At 42.3% G+C, this 14,797-nt stretch carries 18 protein-coding genes; 16 read left to right on the top strand and 2 right to left on the bottom strand.

Annotation, left to right across the window (positions count from 1 at the left end):
* Nucleotides 1-148: 148 nt before the first annotated feature.
* Nucleotides 149-1,546, bottom strand: coding sequence for a site-specific integrase (locus BUB11_RS08025; RefSeq protein ID WP_073029241.1), 1,398 nt, complete (start codon nucleotides 1,544-1,546; stop codon nucleotides 149-151).
* 2 nt (nucleotides 1,547-1,548) lie between these two features.
* Nucleotides 1,549-2,430 (bottom strand): hypothetical protein, encoded by an 882-nt coding sequence (locus tag BUB11_RS08020; RefSeq protein WP_073029240.1) that lies wholly within the window; start codon nucleotides 2,428-2,430, stop codon nucleotides 1,549-1,551.
* A 108-nt stretch (nucleotides 2,431-2,538) separates the two neighbouring features.
* Between BUB11_RS08020 and BUB11_RS08015 the strand changes: the two genes are divergently transcribed.
* From BUB11_RS08015 to BUB11_RS07940, 16 genes are all read left to right on the top strand, one after another.
* Complete coding sequence (locus BUB11_RS08015) at nucleotides 2,539-2,757, top strand: helix-turn-helix transcriptional regulator (protein WP_073029239.1); 219 nt, start codon at nucleotides 2,539-2,541, stop codon at nucleotides 2,755-2,757.
* Complete coding sequence (locus BUB11_RS08010; RefSeq protein WP_073029238.1) at nucleotides 2,750-2,986, top strand: MerR family transcriptional regulator; 237 nt, start codon at nucleotides 2,750-2,752, stop codon at nucleotides 2,984-2,986. The genes BUB11_RS08015 and BUB11_RS08010 overlap by 8 nt, the downstream gene beginning before the upstream one ends.
* 24 nt (nucleotides 2,987-3,010) lie before the next feature.
* Entirely contained in the window at nucleotides 3,011-3,268 is a 258-nt protein-coding gene (locus BUB11_RS08005; protein ID WP_073029237.1) for a hypothetical protein, read from the top strand.
* A 155-nt stretch (nucleotides 3,269-3,423) separates the two neighbouring features.
* The gene (locus BUB11_RS08000) at nucleotides 3,424-6,357 is read left to right on the top strand and encodes a DUF927 domain-containing protein (RefSeq protein WP_073029236.1); all 2,934 of its coding nucleotides are present in this window, start codon (nucleotides 3,424-3,426) and stop codon (nucleotides 6,355-6,357) included.
* Between the two features lie 406 nt (nucleotides 6,358-6,763).
* Nucleotides 6,764-7,453: a hypothetical protein gene (locus BUB11_RS07990; protein ID WP_073029234.1), complete on the top strand. Its 690-nt coding sequence runs from the start codon at nucleotides 6,764-6,766 to the stop codon at nucleotides 7,451-7,453.
* Between the two features lie 433 nt (nucleotides 7,454-7,886).
* Nucleotides 7,887-8,105, top strand: coding sequence for a hypothetical protein (locus BUB11_RS07985; RefSeq protein ID WP_073029233.1), 219 nt, complete (start codon nucleotides 7,887-7,889; stop codon nucleotides 8,103-8,105).
* An 18-nt stretch (nucleotides 8,106-8,123) separates the two neighbouring features.
* Nucleotides 8,124-8,588 (top strand): hypothetical protein, encoded by a 465-nt coding sequence (locus BUB11_RS07980; RefSeq protein ID WP_073029232.1) that lies wholly within the window; start codon nucleotides 8,124-8,126, stop codon nucleotides 8,586-8,588.
* Between the two features lie 23 nt (nucleotides 8,589-8,611).
* Entirely contained in the window at nucleotides 8,612-8,962 is a 351-nt protein-coding gene (locus tag BUB11_RS07975; RefSeq protein WP_073029231.1) for a hypothetical protein, read from the top strand.
* Between the two features lie 2 nt (nucleotides 8,963-8,964).
* On the top strand, nucleotides 8,965-9,108 hold the full coding sequence (locus tag BUB11_RS27485) for a hypothetical protein (RefSeq protein ID WP_159436912.1): 144 nt from the start codon (nucleotides 8,965-8,967) through the stop codon (nucleotides 9,106-9,108).
* A 97-nt stretch (nucleotides 9,109-9,205) separates the two neighbouring features.
* Nucleotides 9,206-9,571, top strand: a complete 366-nt coding sequence (locus BUB11_RS07970; protein ID WP_143187581.1) for a hypothetical protein — start codon at nucleotides 9,206-9,208, stop codon at nucleotides 9,569-9,571.
* Between the two features lie 173 nt (nucleotides 9,572-9,744).
* Nucleotides 9,745-9,972, top strand: a complete 228-nt coding sequence (locus tag BUB11_RS07965; protein ID WP_143187580.1) for a hypothetical protein — start codon at nucleotides 9,745-9,747, stop codon at nucleotides 9,970-9,972.
* A 38-nt stretch (nucleotides 9,973-10,010) separates the two neighbouring features.
* Nucleotides 10,011-10,463 carry a hypothetical protein gene (locus BUB11_RS07960; RefSeq protein ID WP_207650032.1) on the top strand — a complete coding sequence of 151 codons (453 nt, stop codon included), beginning with the start codon at nucleotides 10,011-10,013 and terminating at the stop codon, nucleotides 10,461-10,463.
* 98 nt (nucleotides 10,464-10,561) lie between these two features.
* Complete coding sequence (locus BUB11_RS07955) at nucleotides 10,562-11,116, top strand: hypothetical protein (protein ID WP_073029226.1); 555 nt, start codon at nucleotides 10,562-10,564, stop codon at nucleotides 11,114-11,116.
* Between the two features lie 126 nt (nucleotides 11,117-11,242).
* Nucleotides 11,243-12,790 carry a terminase large subunit gene (locus BUB11_RS07950; RefSeq protein WP_073029224.1) on the top strand — a complete coding sequence of 516 codons (1,548 nt, stop codon included), beginning with the start codon at nucleotides 11,243-11,245 and terminating at the stop codon, nucleotides 12,788-12,790.
* A 12-nt stretch (nucleotides 12,791-12,802) separates the two neighbouring features.
* Nucleotides 12,803-14,083 carry a phage portal protein gene (locus BUB11_RS07945; RefSeq protein WP_073029222.1) on the top strand — a complete coding sequence of 427 codons (1,281 nt, stop codon included), beginning with the start codon at nucleotides 12,803-12,805 and terminating at the stop codon, nucleotides 14,081-14,083.
* 4 nt (nucleotides 14,084-14,087) lie between these two features.
* Nucleotides 14,088-14,777 (top strand): head maturation protease, ClpP-related, encoded by a 690-nt coding sequence (locus BUB11_RS07940; RefSeq protein ID WP_200797887.1) that lies wholly within the window; start codon nucleotides 14,088-14,090, stop codon nucleotides 14,775-14,777.
* The last annotated feature ends 20 nt before the right edge of the window (nucleotides 14,778-14,797 follow it).

Raw genomic sequence — 14,797 nt, 5'->3', positions numbered from 1 at the left:
CTGAAACAGCTGGTATTACAGGGCCTGTCCATTTTACCATAACCTAACATAGCGTGTTCTTTCGTCGTTTTTCGTGTTAATAGTCCCCAAATAGTCCCCAATTATTTAGACATAAAAAGCGTCTGAGATTTAACTCAGGCGCTATTATTTATGCTTCTTTCGGCTTAGCAATTGGATTCTTCTTGAAAAGGTTTTGAAGCTTGTCGGCCGCTTCCTGATCAGGCCTTTTTAGAAAATGGCTATATATACTTGTGGTGGTTGTCGCCTTGGTGTGACCAAGCCTCTTGGCGACTGTCTGAACGTCCACTCCTTGGCCGATAAGCAGGGAGGCGTTCGTATGCCTCAGACCGTGGAATTTTACGTCAGGTAGATTATGCTTTCGTCTAAATTTACGGTACCAGGTTGAAGGAGTTGTTGGAAAGATAGGTTTACCATTCCATTTAGTGAATAAACGGTTCTGATCCTCCCAAAGATCTCCACACTTAAGGCGTTCTTCATTCTGCCATGCTTTATATTGCTTTAAGAGATCCATAACCAACGCTGGCATTGTAATAATTCGCTTACTACTTTCATTCTTAGGACCCTTAGTAAAAATCCCCTTGCCGGGTATATATTGTGAAGCTCGACAAACTTGCAAAAGGTTTTTCTCAAAGTCAATATCTGACCATTCAAGGCCGGACACCTCACCAAGGCGGCTACCTGAGTAAACAGCCACATATACCATTGTTTTGTACTTGAGTGGCTCATCATCGAGTAAAGAAAGCATGTACTCCGTCATGTCTTCCTCAAAATGTGCCGCTTCATTCTTGTCAACTTTCGGAGGCTTTACGCGTTCGGCAGGATTACTTAAAATACACTGCCATTGGACCGCACATGTCAAGATTGAACTGATGAGCCGGTGATGGTGCTTAACACTCTGACCGGATAGCGGCCCAGTATCATGTACATGGAAAAGTATTTCTAGTTTCACCTCGAGAGCAGAACTTAATGCGCTTGCGGTTTTTGAAGAGAATGTGTTTCCGGATCGTGCTCTCATGATAGTCTTGTCAGATATACCGGATAGTCTGCTCAGATCTACTATCCTTAATTTCTTCTGCTTCATTAGATCATTGAATTCAGGCTTGAGAGAATATTTTACATCACGCCTGATACCACTCTCTCCTAAGTTGTCATAGAACTGTAGCAGGTGGGTGGGTTGCAGCTTTCCTAGTTTGAGGTGACCTATTGCAGGAAGGATCCTTGAATTAAGCATATCTTCATATCGGTGAAACGTTTTGGGTTCCAATTGTTTTTCAGCGTAGTCTTTACGCCATCGTACTGTAAATTCGGCAAAGGTTAACTTGGATCCGTCTAGGTAAGTTCCATTTTCGACTTCACGCTCAAATAGGACCGCTTGTTTATTAAGTTCATCTTCAATTTTCTTTTTGGTTAAACCAGGATCTAAAGTGATGGTTTTTTGCTTCCGAATTTTATTTCCATCTGAGTCATAACCTTGAGAAACGGTGATCCGGTAAGTGTTTCCACTTCGTTTTTCGATGGATGCCATTATTAACGACCGCCTTTCTTTTCAGCCCTTCTTTTTCTCATTAGATTCTTTTGATACTCATTCACGCATTTCGGACAGTTTTTTGTATTACCATGCGTGAATTCAAAAGGATTGCCGCAAGTTGTGCAAAACTTTACGCCTTTTTCACTTTTCCCGAGTACTAACATAGCAAACTGAAACTTTGCCACTTCGAAGATGTTTCCGGCATGCGGTTCAATATAATAAGAATCATTTTTTTCGTTGTATTTCAGAAAAACACTTAATTTAAGCAATTTGAAAGGCAACAATTCTTTTAAGGTGCGAATTTTTTCATCGATGTTACTGGCATCAATAGTAAAAGAATGATCATGAGAATATTTTATTACCCTTCGAAGATCATCAAAGAAAAGTCCATACCATAGCTGAAAAGTATCATACAACATAAAAACATGTCGTCTGAATTCTCTTACTTCAAAAGCACTATAGCCGGTAGGAGGCTTCCTCCCGCTTAGATCAATATAATTATGAATATTTTGAAATTCTCCGTTTTTATCCTTGTAGGCGTTTTTTCTAAAGTATTCACTCTCAAAGGGATGTCCATATTTTTTACAAAAATTTATTATTTCGTTTGCGTAGGCAAATTCATCATTCTGGCCGTATTTTTTTTCAAATTCCATACCTAGATTGATCAAGTCAATTAGCAGTTCTGATTTATTAAACGCAATGCTTTTTGGCTGAGTAACTGCTTTTGATCCGACAAGATACAATAATTTCCTATTGACAATACTTGAGTCGCTAAATAGAACTTGTTGGTATTCTTCAAAATAATAGGTTGGTTTATTAATTTCAGTTAATGATCCTAGGTCTTGCTCAACATTTTCTAAAAAACTGTCAAAATCATTCATAACTACACCTCGTTAGGTTAATTTGTTAGTATAAAAAATTGAATTACATAACTTATTTATTGTACCATGTACTCAAGACCAAGGCAAGTTGCAAGGGGGTTGGGTAAAATGACAATGACTAATAATCTCAAGGAGATGCGAGAGTTTAAGGGGTTATCTCAGTTTCAATTATCAAAGAGGGCAGATGTAAACCCGGCGGACATTTCTAGATTGGAAAACGGGAAAATATTTGCCTATCCTGGTTGGAGGAAAAAAATATCAGAAGCTCTTGGGGTAACTGAAATAGAAATCTGGCCTGAACTAGAAGGGGGGTTGCATCATGGCTAAAATGAGAACAATCAAGCAAGCTATCCAAACTATAAAAGAGCAGGATCCAGGATCATGCTTTTCAGAGTGGTGGCTTAGGCAACTCGTAAAGTCTGGCAAACTCAAATGTCATAGAGCGGGGAATAGATATTTAATTGATCTCGATTCTTTGTCACAGTTTTTAGAAAACCCGCCGATCACCGAAGAAGTAAAGCAACCATACGGCACAGTTCGGAGAATAACAACTTAGATAGTTAATGGGAGGGGAGAATAAATGGAGTACCACTGTGAATGCTGTATGTGCCCCAAGGACATATGGACTCGTTCATTAACCACTTATAACGGCGATGAGTGTCAACTGTACGAGAGTTTTCTATCACTGCTCGAAGACTGGATGACCGCTAAGGATTTATCCAAGGTAGCAATCGAGGAATTGCCAAAGGAGTATTCTGACATCTATGACATAGTAGCAACGGTTAAAGAGATGGTGGATATCGTTGTTGATTGTGGCGTTATAAGCTCAACCACATAGCCAAGATAAAAGAGAAAGCTTGAATATGATAGGGCATGGAGAAAGAAGAATCCGGATAAGGTCCGAAAATATAATCAAAACCGTTGGCTTAAGAAAGCTCAACTTTTACTTGAATCCCAAGAGAGTAATTAAGGACCCTAAGGAGACGGTGTTCAATGGCACAAGATCAAGATACAGGGCAATACTCAGGCTCTGGGCAGTCTTCAGATACGCATAAATTCATAAAAGCACTATTTGATAATCTAGAATCGGGTAACCATGTTTATGTTTGGACATTACCAGACAGGAAGACATGGTCGTTTCCCGTTGACGATTTAAACATGATGGCGAACGCTGCGCATGCAATTCAGGATGAGCGAGACGTGTACTTTGGGCTTGGCGGGTCAACGCATGAGATAGAAGCTGATAAAAGGCTCCATGCTAATGACGTATCTTTTATTACGTCCGCATGGGCCGACATGGATATACTTGGTCCAGCCCATAAACAAACTAATTTACCAGCAACAGTCAAAGAGGCTATAAGTATACTGCCGGATTTCCTCCAACCGTCCATCGTCGTATGGTCAGGTAATGGATTACACCTATACTGGCTTTTTAAAGAACCTTGGATATTTGAAACTCAAGAAGAAAATCTTAGAGCCTCTAACCTTATGATTCGGTTACAGGCTTATATCAATAAGCTCGCATCAGAACGTGGATGGAAATTTGATTCAACCCCAGACCTATCCCGCGTTCTCCGGGTACCAGGTACGCTTAATCATAAACTCGGTAATAAACAGCCGGTTTACATTACACAGTTTGATCAAAGCCTACGTTATGACCCATCTGAACTGGAGGATGCTATTCCGGATATAGATTTTAAGTCTATGTTAACGGGTAACAATCACGGATCATTTGAGCGTCGAGAGACTGATGGAAGCTCAGACTTAATGATCGCCAATTGCCAATTCCTGCAGCATTGCCTACACCACGCATCGTCCATAACATATGGTGAATGGCTGTCGATGCTGACCAACGTGGTTCGAGGCACGGATGGGATCGACAAGTGTCACGAGTTATCATCACCAGACAAAGGACGCTATACTCCGAAGGGAACTGATTTTAGGCTCTCTGAAGCACTCAAGATGAATCCGCATACTTGCGACTACATCAAGACGAACCACGGCTTTTCGTGCCCAGCGAATGGGTGTGGGGTTAAGTCTCCTTGCAGCTTCTCTTTGGGTAAGAATGATCAAGCTCGTGCAAAAGTTAATATGCTTGGGATACCAAGTACGGATAAGGTGTTCAGTGAAGACATGTTGAATGCCTTGTCGATCGTTAAGAAACAAGATGCGGCTCTTTACGCCAAGACAAAGGACAAGCTTAAGGGGACGATAAACCTCGTGGACCTTGAGCGTGCGATTAAGCAGCAGGCACAAAAAGAACTTCAGGAACTATTTAAAGAATTCCCCGACCTTCCCGAGGAAGATTTAAGTGACTCCCCGACGCAGGGAGATAAAATTCCATTTGGATACAAGGTCACGAGCAGTGGAATTAATTTTACTAAGATGACTGAATTCGGTCCCCAAGTCATTCGGGCGTGCGGATGCCCTGTGGTCATTACAGCGCGGTTATTCAATGATGATACAGAAACCGAGAGTATCAAGATTTCTTACAAACACATGAGCCGATGGCGGGACATCGTTATCCCGCGATCGATGGCAGTAGACTCTAGAAAGGTCATTGCCCTGGCTGATAAGGGGATTAGCGTAAGTTCGGAGGGTGCAAAATGTCTTGCGAAGTATTTTGATGAATACCTATTTTGTAATCCGTGGATTCCAGTTCAAAAGGCGGTTTCTAGATTTGGATGGAGAGGTAAGGAGTTTATCTTCCCTGGGTTATCTCCGGGCGTGGAGATCGATGTTGATGATATGGGTAGTAAACACGCACTGAAAGGGTTTTCAACTGCAGGAGACTTAGGTGAATGGTGCAACATCGCCAATGAGGTTCGAAATTACTCCTCTAATGCCAGGTTTATCTTAGCAGCTGGGTTTGCGGCTCCGCTATTGAAGGTTCTCTCGCAACGTAACTTTATCACCCACAACCATGGTGATTCTCAGGGCGGTAAGACTGCTGTGCTCTGGTTGGCTATGTCGATATGGGGTGATCCGAACGTGATCATTAGCAGTTTCGATAATACATCGACAGCATTAGAACGTCGGGCTAGTCTATTCTCCGATCTACCGCTAGGGGTTAACGAGCGTGAAGTATTGTCTCAGTTGAAGAAGCAGGACTTATCAGGTACTTTGTACATGCTGGCTGAAGGTAAAGGGCGGGGCAGAGGTGGTAAGGTTGGACTCCAGGAACTAAACACGTGGAGAACAATCGTGTTAACCACTGGCGAAGGACCTCTGACCAATGCCAGTTCGATGGACGGTCTTATGACCAGGACGATTGAACTGGATGGTGGGCCACTTGCCGAAAACAAGGAACTATCCCAACAGCTATACGGACTCCTTCCTAATTGCCATGGCCACGCGGGAATTGCATTCATGAACGAGCTTATGAAGGCACAACATGGTGACATTATCGATTACTACCGTCGGGCCAAAGTTTGGATAAAGCAGCAGTATAACGATAAAATAGACAGCCAATTGGACGCATTAGCCTGCGTTATGACCGCTGATTACTACTCCAGCGTTTGGGTTTTTGGACTAGATACCGAGACAGCGCAAGCTGAGACCAAATCTATGGGGACAGCTATCGCCAGCCGGTTAATAAAGCTCGTTGAGGCGAGTGAGTCGGAGCGCGCCTGGTTGGAGTTTATGGATTACTTGGGAGAAAATCACGAGAAGTTCAGTACCACATACTCGAATACCAAAATTGGCACAAGGGACGCAGGAAATATTTATATTATCCGACGCGTTGTAAATGATTTTTTGGAAAAGTATTCTTCGGCACAGAAGATCATTAGAGCTTGGGCGGATCAGGGAAAGATTCATTCAAAGGTAGATGCGACAGGAAAACTTCGATTTGATGTTGAGAAAAGATTTGGTGGGGCGAAGGTAAGATGTATCTCTTTCCCAGGAGAGTTCGATGGACTGCTTTAATGCGAGTGGAGACGGAGTGGAGACAGGAGTGGAGACAGGAAAAAAGGCCAGCAAGGGCATGGGAGTAAGAATATATAGAGATGTCTCCACTATCTCCACTGTATCCACTACATTTCCCTTTAGCAAAGGGTTGTTGTCTCTAACACATCAACTCAACACATACCCCTTTTATATAGTCACCCTATTTTTTTAGAGTGGAGACAGGGGAGAAAAGGGGCTCAATCCCTTGCAGGAGTAAGGACAAGCCCTTGCGTCAGAGTGGAGACTCCAAGGGGTAAGGGTGGAGACAGGCGGGGTGTCTCGCAGGAAGATATCGGTTTCACATAATAAATTTATAAAATATTGACAATGGATACATATTGGATATATAATGGATATAGATAAATAACATAAGGGCGTGATAAAGATGGAAGACAACAAAATTAACGTAAGGATACCCGATGGGACCGGATATGGTTTATCGGACATAGAGGCTAAGGCCAAGAAATTAGGAATGAATAAATCAGAGCTCATCATGAAGGGTGTAAGTATGATGATGAATTTTGATGAGGTTTTTCTTAAGAGAATTCAGGGCTACTCAGAGGGTTTGCATATTCCAGAATGGTTGGTATTGCAGAACATGATTATCAAAAGGATGGCTGATGAAGCAGCCCACTATGAGGTATATGGGAATAGTACTAAGCTACTAGACGAATTCATGCTAATTGGAGATGGTATTGAGCGCCGATCGGTAACCGGAGAAGAGTTATTCAACAGCCTTAAGGATCAATACGTCATAAAGTATGAGAGAAAATTAGTTGAGCAGGCCTTAAATGAGGAGAAGTACGGCACACTTCATTCAAGGGAAAAGGCTTTATTGATCAAATACCGTGCCGGTGACACCTGGCGTGAATCTGAAGAGTATAAACAAGAACTTGAACGTCAGGCCTTAGAAAAAAAACAAATTGAAGAAATCGAGAAAAAATATCCTGAAGCTGCAAGAAAACAAAAGGAACATATCGAGAAGATGAAAGCCGAACGCAAGGCGGCAAGAAGTAATTTTGACTGGGAAGAGACTGTAACTCCTGAAGAGCTTGCCGGATGGCAGAAAGATTAAAAATTAACTACACTTAACCCCGAGGGGTGTTGGCTCCACCTTTCGGTTTTAAGCATTTTGCTTCCTCCTCAAAATAGCCCCGGGGTTTTTGCTTGGCTCCGGGGCCACTAACAAAATAAAGGGCAAAATGCTCTATATAGTCAAAGTAATAAATAAAAAAAGGTGCTGAGAAACGTGGGAGAATGGATTTGTTGTCCAACGTGCAAAGGAAATATTAAGCTTTTTAAGCTCAACGCGAATACGTTTATTATGGGTAAAGGGATTGAGCAGAAATGTCGAATGTGTAAACAAACAATCCTGATATTTGAAGATGGAAAAACAAAGATTTTAACAAGTGTCTAATATGAGCCGCAGAGCCTTTGAGCCTGGCTGATAGATTAATAATCTGTCGCCAGGCTTTTTTATATCAAATTATTAAAAAAGGTGTGAGGAAATGATGGGTATGAAGGGCAAGGTAATTCAAATCATGCCAGCTCCAAGCAATTTATATGCAACTTACAACATGACCAAAGAAGAGCATTTAAATGTTTTATGCCTTGCGCTAACAGACCAGGGCGAAATCTTAGTAATGGATATGGATGACGATGGATTTATTGAGGAATCAAGGAAAGCAGAATGCTTTAAGCAATTCAAGTGGAAAATTGGCTCTTGATTAAAAGGAGTGAGGAAATTGACGCAGATCGAAGCACAAAGCCTCGTTAAGAAGATCAGTGCAATTTTTGCGAATACGGGTTTTACAGGAGAAAGCGGAAGCCTTAAACGATCATTGTACGTTGAAAAATTCCAAGACCTTGATTATGAAGCGATGAAAAAGGCTATCGATAAATTGATATTAGTCAATAAATTCCTTCCAAGTATCGCAGAATTCTATGAGACTTATCAAGTGATTAAAAAGAAGCAAAGCATGAGGCTACCGGTTGCGCTAGAGAATAATTGCGCAGTCTGTGGGGGAAGAGGATTTCTTATAAAGCTCCGCACAGTGAACATGATGCCGTATGAATACCTTTACCATTGTGAGTGCAAAGCTGGTTTACCTTGGGCCTATGACGGGAAAGCGCTTAAGGAAGACCAATCAGAGTTTCGAATTCCACCCATTTCGGAGTATTACGGAAATGAGCAGGCAGCGAACGGCTGATATGCTTTATGGAGGGGAGAAAAATGCAGTATAGGCCAGGTATGTTCAGCGAGGTATCGATACGTAACGGAATGAAGGAATGGATAGAAAGTCGCTTTGACAGATGCGACAATCCCTCAATTTACAATGAATTACCGCATGAAGTTAAGGACGTGCTGGATGCATGGATATTTGCCAATATCTTGCCTGGCAAAAGGACCTCCACAAGACGATCTGTTTATGGACTGAAGACAGATTTCCAAAGAGCGACTGGTATTTACCTTTACTCGGGAGCATTCGCTGGGGCCATGGTGAAAGCCGGATACAGGCCTATGAATCCTAGTAATCCAAGTGGACGCTTCAATGTAATTACAAATAAAAATGGAGTTGGTTAAATGTGGACGTATTAGAAATGTTTAAGAAGCTAAGAGATGGTGCCGGTGAAGTAGTTGCTGCCCTCGAGAGCGGAGATAATGATAAATTTGAAACTTCAATAGGGAAGTTCATGTTCTTAATGATTCAGTTTAAAGCTTTAAAGTAGGTAAAACATAAACCAAATAAAATGGAGTTGGTTAAGGATGCCTCTAATAAGTAAACGTGTTGTTCGGAGAATCGAGGATGAGCTACGAGCTTACCCAATGAAATCAAAAGAAACGAACGATCGACGTAACGATATAATCCATGGATCATCTCGTCCAGAGGTATCTGTTAGTGGCGGGGTGATGGGTGATACGACTGGGAATAAAGGAATGAAACTGGCTGAGATAAATAACGGTGATTGGTTAGAGTTGATAGCTGAAGCTCTCGCGGCGATCCCGATGGAATACAAACTACTTATTAAGTTCAAGTACTTTGAAAATAAGACCAATGATATGGCAGCAGAATCACTACACATTAGCCGAGCCTTATACTACGCATGGAAAGAAAATACCATACTTTGTATCTGCTTATTGGCTACCCAAAAAGGATTGATTGACCCAATGGAAAACCTACGAATAGGCTAAAAGTCTAGACCATTTGGCGTATATAGGGTGATATTCTATAGGTGCCTGAGTTCTTGAAAATTCATTATACCTCCTAACTATAGACACCTTGGCGGCGGGTGTCTTTTTTATGTCCTTAAGCCGTGAGTCATCTCATGGCTTTATCTATTACCGAGAAAGGATGGTGGCCATCTGTGCCTACTATTAGGACGATCATTAAGAAGAAACAACCGAAAGTTTACGAGCAGTTGATGGCCATTTATCCGGTACCAGAAACGAAGGAATCTAAATCTTTGGATACCTTACAATATCCAATGGGTAAGGCAGTTAAGATATCAAGGTGGGAGATCGAGGCCGCCATGACTCATGACAGTTACCGACGTGGCCAGGGTGGAATAAGACAGGTAAGGAGAGGTAACTAGATGAATCAAACTATAATCGATTGGATGTTTTTGCACCCATGGATGTCGTTCTTTGTGCTGCTTACAGCGGCCGAAGGGATACCTTACCTATTAGGGAAGAGGTAGTACTGGTGCCTAATAAGCCGATGCATATGTGTAACAGTCCAAACTGTCCAAACCTAACACAAGATCGATTCTGTCCAGAGCACACCAAGCAAGAGCGACAGAGATACGATAAGCATCGTGGATCAGCGCATGAGCGAGGCTACACGTACCGATGGAGTCAGTACAGTAAGTGGTTTCTTAATCAGCCAAAGAATGTATTCTGTAAGCTACAGCTGAATGGATGCGATAACATATCTGAATGCGTGGACCACATTGATCCTCCTGATGGACCGAATGATCCAAGGTTCTGGGATAGTGTTAATCATCAAGGCGCTTGCATTCATTGCAACAGTGTTAAAGGACATAGGAAGATTAAAGGTGAGTCCGCACCGTTTAGTAGGGGATAGGGGGTATCAATTGTCTAGGACCTCTATCTTCAAGACCAACCTGCTAAGGGAACGCGAATTTTTTTCCCAAAACTATATGATTTAAGGAGGTGGCACCTATGCCTGGTGGAAGACCGACAAAACCTTTGGCCTTGGTAAAGGGCCATCGCACAAAAGCAGAGAAAGCAGTCAGGAAAAAAGCTGAAAATGGTTTAATTACAGGCGTGTCTTTGAAGGAGTGGCCGGATGTCAAATCCGACGAGATTGCTCATAAGGAGTTTATCAGAATCAAAAAAGTACTAAAAAGTATCGACAAGGATGACGGCCTACATGAAGGCGTCATCAATCGTTACTGCCTACTGCATAGCGAATGCAAAAGGTTTGAGGGCTTTAAAAAGGTTTGCAACGATGAACTTAAAGAAATACACGAATCCCATCAAAGCGAAAAATTGGACATACTAACCTATCTCGAACAGAAAGAAAAAATCTATAATAGGTTCTTGGCGATCGATAAAAAGATCATGGAAAAACGAAAGATGATGTTAGAGATCGAGAAGGAAAACATCATGACAATTCAATCGGCGCTGCGCTCCATACAGAAAAAGCCGGATGAGAAGAAGGGTAAATCGAAGATGGCCGCCTTCCTTGATCGAAAGAAGGTGAATGATCAGTGAAACACATTTTTGAATGCCTGAATTGTAATCATATCCACTACGTGAGTAAACAAAAGTATATTTACTTTCATGGAAATAGCTGCGAAAAGTGTGGAGGACATTTAATCGAAAAGCAAGGTGAGGGAAATGCCTCACAATAAGGATCGAGCGCTAGAACCTATTGAATTTATCCAAATGCTTAACCTGACCGATGACTTTTATGGCCAACCGTTCGTCCTTCCAAAGTGGCAATACAACATTATTTGGGATGTTTACGGTACTGTAGGTGACAATGGATACCGGCAATATAGATATGCTTATCTTGAAATCCCAAAAAAGAACGGCAAAACGACTCTGATTGCTGCCTTGTCGATTTATCATTTAGCCTGCGATGGACCAGGCGGACAGATATATTGTTGTGCTGCAGATAGAAGCCAGGCAACACTTGTTTATAAAGCAGCTGTCAGTATGATTGAGCAAAATGAAGACCTAAAAGAAATGTTCAAAATTACCGACAGCAGGAAAGAAATTGAGAATGTCGAGACTGGTACCATACTAAAAGTTTTATCGGCTGAAGCCTATTCCAAGCACGGCCTTAATCCTACAGTCGTTATTTTTGATGAGCTCCACGCTCAACCAAAACGCGATCTATGGGACACAATGACATTTGGTGCTGGTGCTGCTCGTAAAGAACCTCTTTGGTGGGTAATTACAACAGCCGGTGACGATCCAGACCGTAAATCAATTGGCTGGGAGATTCACGATCAGGCCCAGAAAATTATTGATGGGGAATTAGTCGATCCTTCGTGGTATGCAAAAATTTATTCCGCACCAGAGAATGCAGACATTTACGATGAGGAGCTTTGGCACAAGATTAATCCATCACTAGGGATCACAATTGATATCGATAGTGTACGACGCGAAGCCATAGCCGCACAGAACAGTGAAAGTTCTGAGCGGCTTTTTAGATGGCTTCGCTTAAATCAGTGGATTTCCCTTAAGCGTATCGGATGGCTGCCATTAACACTTTGGGATTCGACGGTTGGTAAATGGTCAAAGGCTGATCTAGTGGGGAAGAAGTGTTATCCAGGACTTGATTTAGCCAGCACAATCGACTTAACCGGTCTTGCTTTAGTTTTCCCTCCGCAGGAAGGTATTCCTGACTGGCGTGTACTGATCGAGGGTTGGATACCAGAAGACAAGATGAAGGAGAGGGTTCAGCGTGATGGTGTTCCGTATGACAGGTGGGTAAAGAACGGATTTCTACATGCAACACCAGGTAATGCTGTTGACTATGACTTTGTAGAGGCCCGAATCATGACATTGAGTAAACAATATAGCTTCCAAACAGGGGGTACGGACCCATGGAATAGCAGAACTCTAACTCAAAGACTTGGAAAAGAGGACGTCCAATTCATTGAAGTAGTTCAAAATATGGCCGGAATGTCGCCTGCAATGAAAGAAATTGAACGACTTTTAAGGTCGAATCAATTTAGTCATGAGGACAATCCTCTTGCCAGATGGTGCTTTGGTAATGTCATCACAGCTGTTGATGGTAACGAGAACATAAAACCCATGAAAAATAAGTCAAAGGATCGCATTGACGTGATTGTAGCTTGGATAAATGCAATGGCTGTGGCAATTAGGCAAGAAAAACAAAATGCATATGAAACCCGTGGAATGAGATTGCTTTAAGGAGGTGAGAAATTGAATAAGGTTCAAAAATTCGCGGCAAAGTTGATTCTGGGTAGCGCTTGGGATGATGTGGTCCGATCATTTATCCAAGGGGATGACGCACCCGTAATAAATGGACAAATACCTATCAGTACGACAACCGCCATGAAATACTCAGCTGTTTTTGGCTGCATAAGGGTATTGTCCGAAACCCTGGCAAGTATGCCGGCCATGCTCTACCGGAAGAAGAAAGATGGAGACAGGGAATCAATTAATGACCTGGCCATATATGACATCCTCCACAACCGACCGAACGAAGAAATGTCACCGTTTAGCTTTAAGGAAATGTGCATGGTCTCTCTGAACACTGGCGGTAATGCGGTATGCGAAAAGTTGGTTAACAGAAATGGTGAATTAGTCGGACTCTACCCTTACGATTGGTCGATGACAACAATAAGTCGCGATAAAGGTACCGGAAAGCTCACGTACAAAATACGCGGAGATGTCACAGGAAAAACTTTGCAAAGGGAACAAGTCTTTCATATCCCTGGGCTAAGTTTTAACGGTGTAATCGGATTAAGTCCCATAGAGCATAGTGCTTCGGCAATTAGGTTAGGGTTGGCCTACGAACAGTTTGGCAATAAGTTTTACCAGAACGGCGCAAATGCAAGCGGCGTTTTTTCATTTCCAAACACTTTGAGCGAGGCAGCATTTCTGCGACTGAAAGAAGATTTGGGTAAAAGTTACACCGGGCTAGTCAATGCAGGTAAGCCAATGTTGCTTGAAGAAGGCGGGGATTTTAAACAGTTAACCATGAAGCCGGCTGATGCTCAATTAATTGAATCTAAGAAATTCCAAATTGAAGATATCTGCCGAATATACCGGGTACCATTGCACCTGGTCCAAAACTTAGACCGTGCAACAAACAACAACATCGAGCATCAAAGTTTAGAGTTCATCATGTATACCATGCTTCCGTGGTTCAAGCGGTGGGAAGAAGCTATTAATATGCAACTTCTGACCGTGCAGGAGCGCTTAGCTGGGTATTACATTGAGTTTAAGATCGACGCTTTGCTGCGTGGGGATGCGAAGAGCCGTGCTGCTGCTTACGCAGTGGGGCGCCAGTGGGGCTGGTTGAGCGTGAATGATATACGCCGTCTTGAAAATATGAACGGTATAGGCTCAGCGGGTGACATCTACTTAGAACCCTTAAACATGCATGAAGCTGGTAAACCTATTGATCCTGCAAAGTCCCCGGGCCCAACAAAAGATATGATCGATGAAATCTACAAAATGATCAATGAAAGGGGGTGAGGATTTGAAAATTGATATCAAGGGTTTCATTGTGGCAAACGATGATAAATGGATTTATGACTGGTTTGAGGTTGGAGCGGTATGTCCAAGTGACATCATAAACCAACTAGAAAAAGCCAATGGTGAAGACATTGAAGTCGGAATAAATAGCCCGGGTGGGGACGTATATGCTGGGTCTGAGATTTATACCGCCCTCATGGAATACAAAGGCAATGTTTTGAACAAAGTCGTGGCAGTTGCGGCAAGTGCAGCGTCAATAATAGCTATGGCCGGGAAAACAGTTATAACCCCAACTGGCCAAATAATGATTCATAATGTCTTAACGCAAATACGTGGAAATCATACAGCCCTTGAGCGCGAAGCAATTGTGCTAAAAGGTCATGACGCTGGAATTGCAAATGCGTATATGCTGAAAACAGGAATGTCCCGAGATGAACTACTTGATCTTATGGAAAAAGAGACATACTTCAACGCTCAAGAAGCATTGAAGTATAAATTTGTCGACGAGATCATGTTCGATGAAGGGAATAGGCTTGTTGCAAGCATGGGGCAGGCAATGATACCAACCGAAGTTATCAATAAAATGAGGAGTTTCCTTAAAGCTAATGGGCAGACTCAAGTAGTTCGCACAGCTGAATCCGGGAAAGAATTATCAGTTCTAAAAGCAAAGCTTGCCTTGGAGTTAATACTCTAAGGCTATTTTATTAAAAAGGA

This window comes from Desulfosporosinus lacus DSM 15449, from assembly GCF_900129935.1.
Classification (GTDB): domain Bacteria; phylum Bacillota; class Desulfitobacteriia; order Desulfitobacteriales; family Desulfitobacteriaceae; genus Desulfosporosinus; species Desulfosporosinus lacus.
This window is presented reverse-complemented; position numbering and strand designations above follow the sequence as displayed.

What these genes read in the sequence shown, in the direction of transcription:
- BUB11_RS08025 (WP_073029241.1), bottom strand. Translation starts at nt 1,546, where the DNA reads ATGGCATCCATCGAAAAACGAAGTGGAAACACTTACCGGATCACCGTT.
- BUB11_RS08020 (WP_073029240.1), bottom strand. Translation starts at nt 2,430, where the DNA reads ATGAATGATTTTGACAGTTTTTTAGAAAATGTTGAGCAAGACCTAGGA.
- BUB11_RS08015 (WP_073029239.1), top strand. Translation starts at nt 2,539, where the DNA reads ATGACAATGACTAATAATCTCAAGGAGATGCGAGAGTTTAAGGGGTTA.
- BUB11_RS08010 (WP_073029238.1), top strand. Translation starts at nt 2,750, where the DNA reads ATGGCTAAAATGAGAACAATCAAGCAAGCTATCCAAACTATAAAAGAG.
- BUB11_RS08005 (WP_073029237.1), top strand. Translation starts at nt 3,011, where the DNA reads ATGGAGTACCACTGTGAATGCTGTATGTGCCCCAAGGACATATGGACT.
- BUB11_RS08000 (WP_073029236.1), top strand. Translation starts at nt 3,424, where the DNA reads ATGGCACAAGATCAAGATACAGGGCAATACTCAGGCTCTGGGCAGTCT.
- BUB11_RS07990 (WP_073029234.1), top strand. Translation starts at nt 6,764, where the DNA reads ATGGAAGACAACAAAATTAACGTAAGGATACCCGATGGGACCGGATAT.
- BUB11_RS07985 (WP_073029233.1), top strand. Translation starts at nt 7,887, where the DNA reads ATGATGGGTATGAAGGGCAAGGTAATTCAAATCATGCCAGCTCCAAGC.
- BUB11_RS07975 (WP_073029231.1), top strand. Translation starts at nt 8,612, where the DNA reads ATGCAGTATAGGCCAGGTATGTTCAGCGAGGTATCGATACGTAACGGA.
- BUB11_RS07970 (WP_143187581.1), top strand. Translation starts at nt 9,206, where the DNA reads ATGAAATCAAAAGAAACGAACGATCGACGTAACGATATAATCCATGGA.
- BUB11_RS07960 (WP_207650032.1), top strand. Translation starts at nt 10,011, where the DNA reads ATGGATGTCGTTCTTTGTGCTGCTTACAGCGGCCGAAGGGATACCTTA.
- BUB11_RS07955 (WP_073029226.1), top strand. Translation starts at nt 10,562, where the DNA reads ATGCCTGGTGGAAGACCGACAAAACCTTTGGCCTTGGTAAAGGGCCAT.
- BUB11_RS07950 (WP_073029224.1), top strand. Translation starts at nt 11,243, where the DNA reads ATGCCTCACAATAAGGATCGAGCGCTAGAACCTATTGAATTTATCCAA.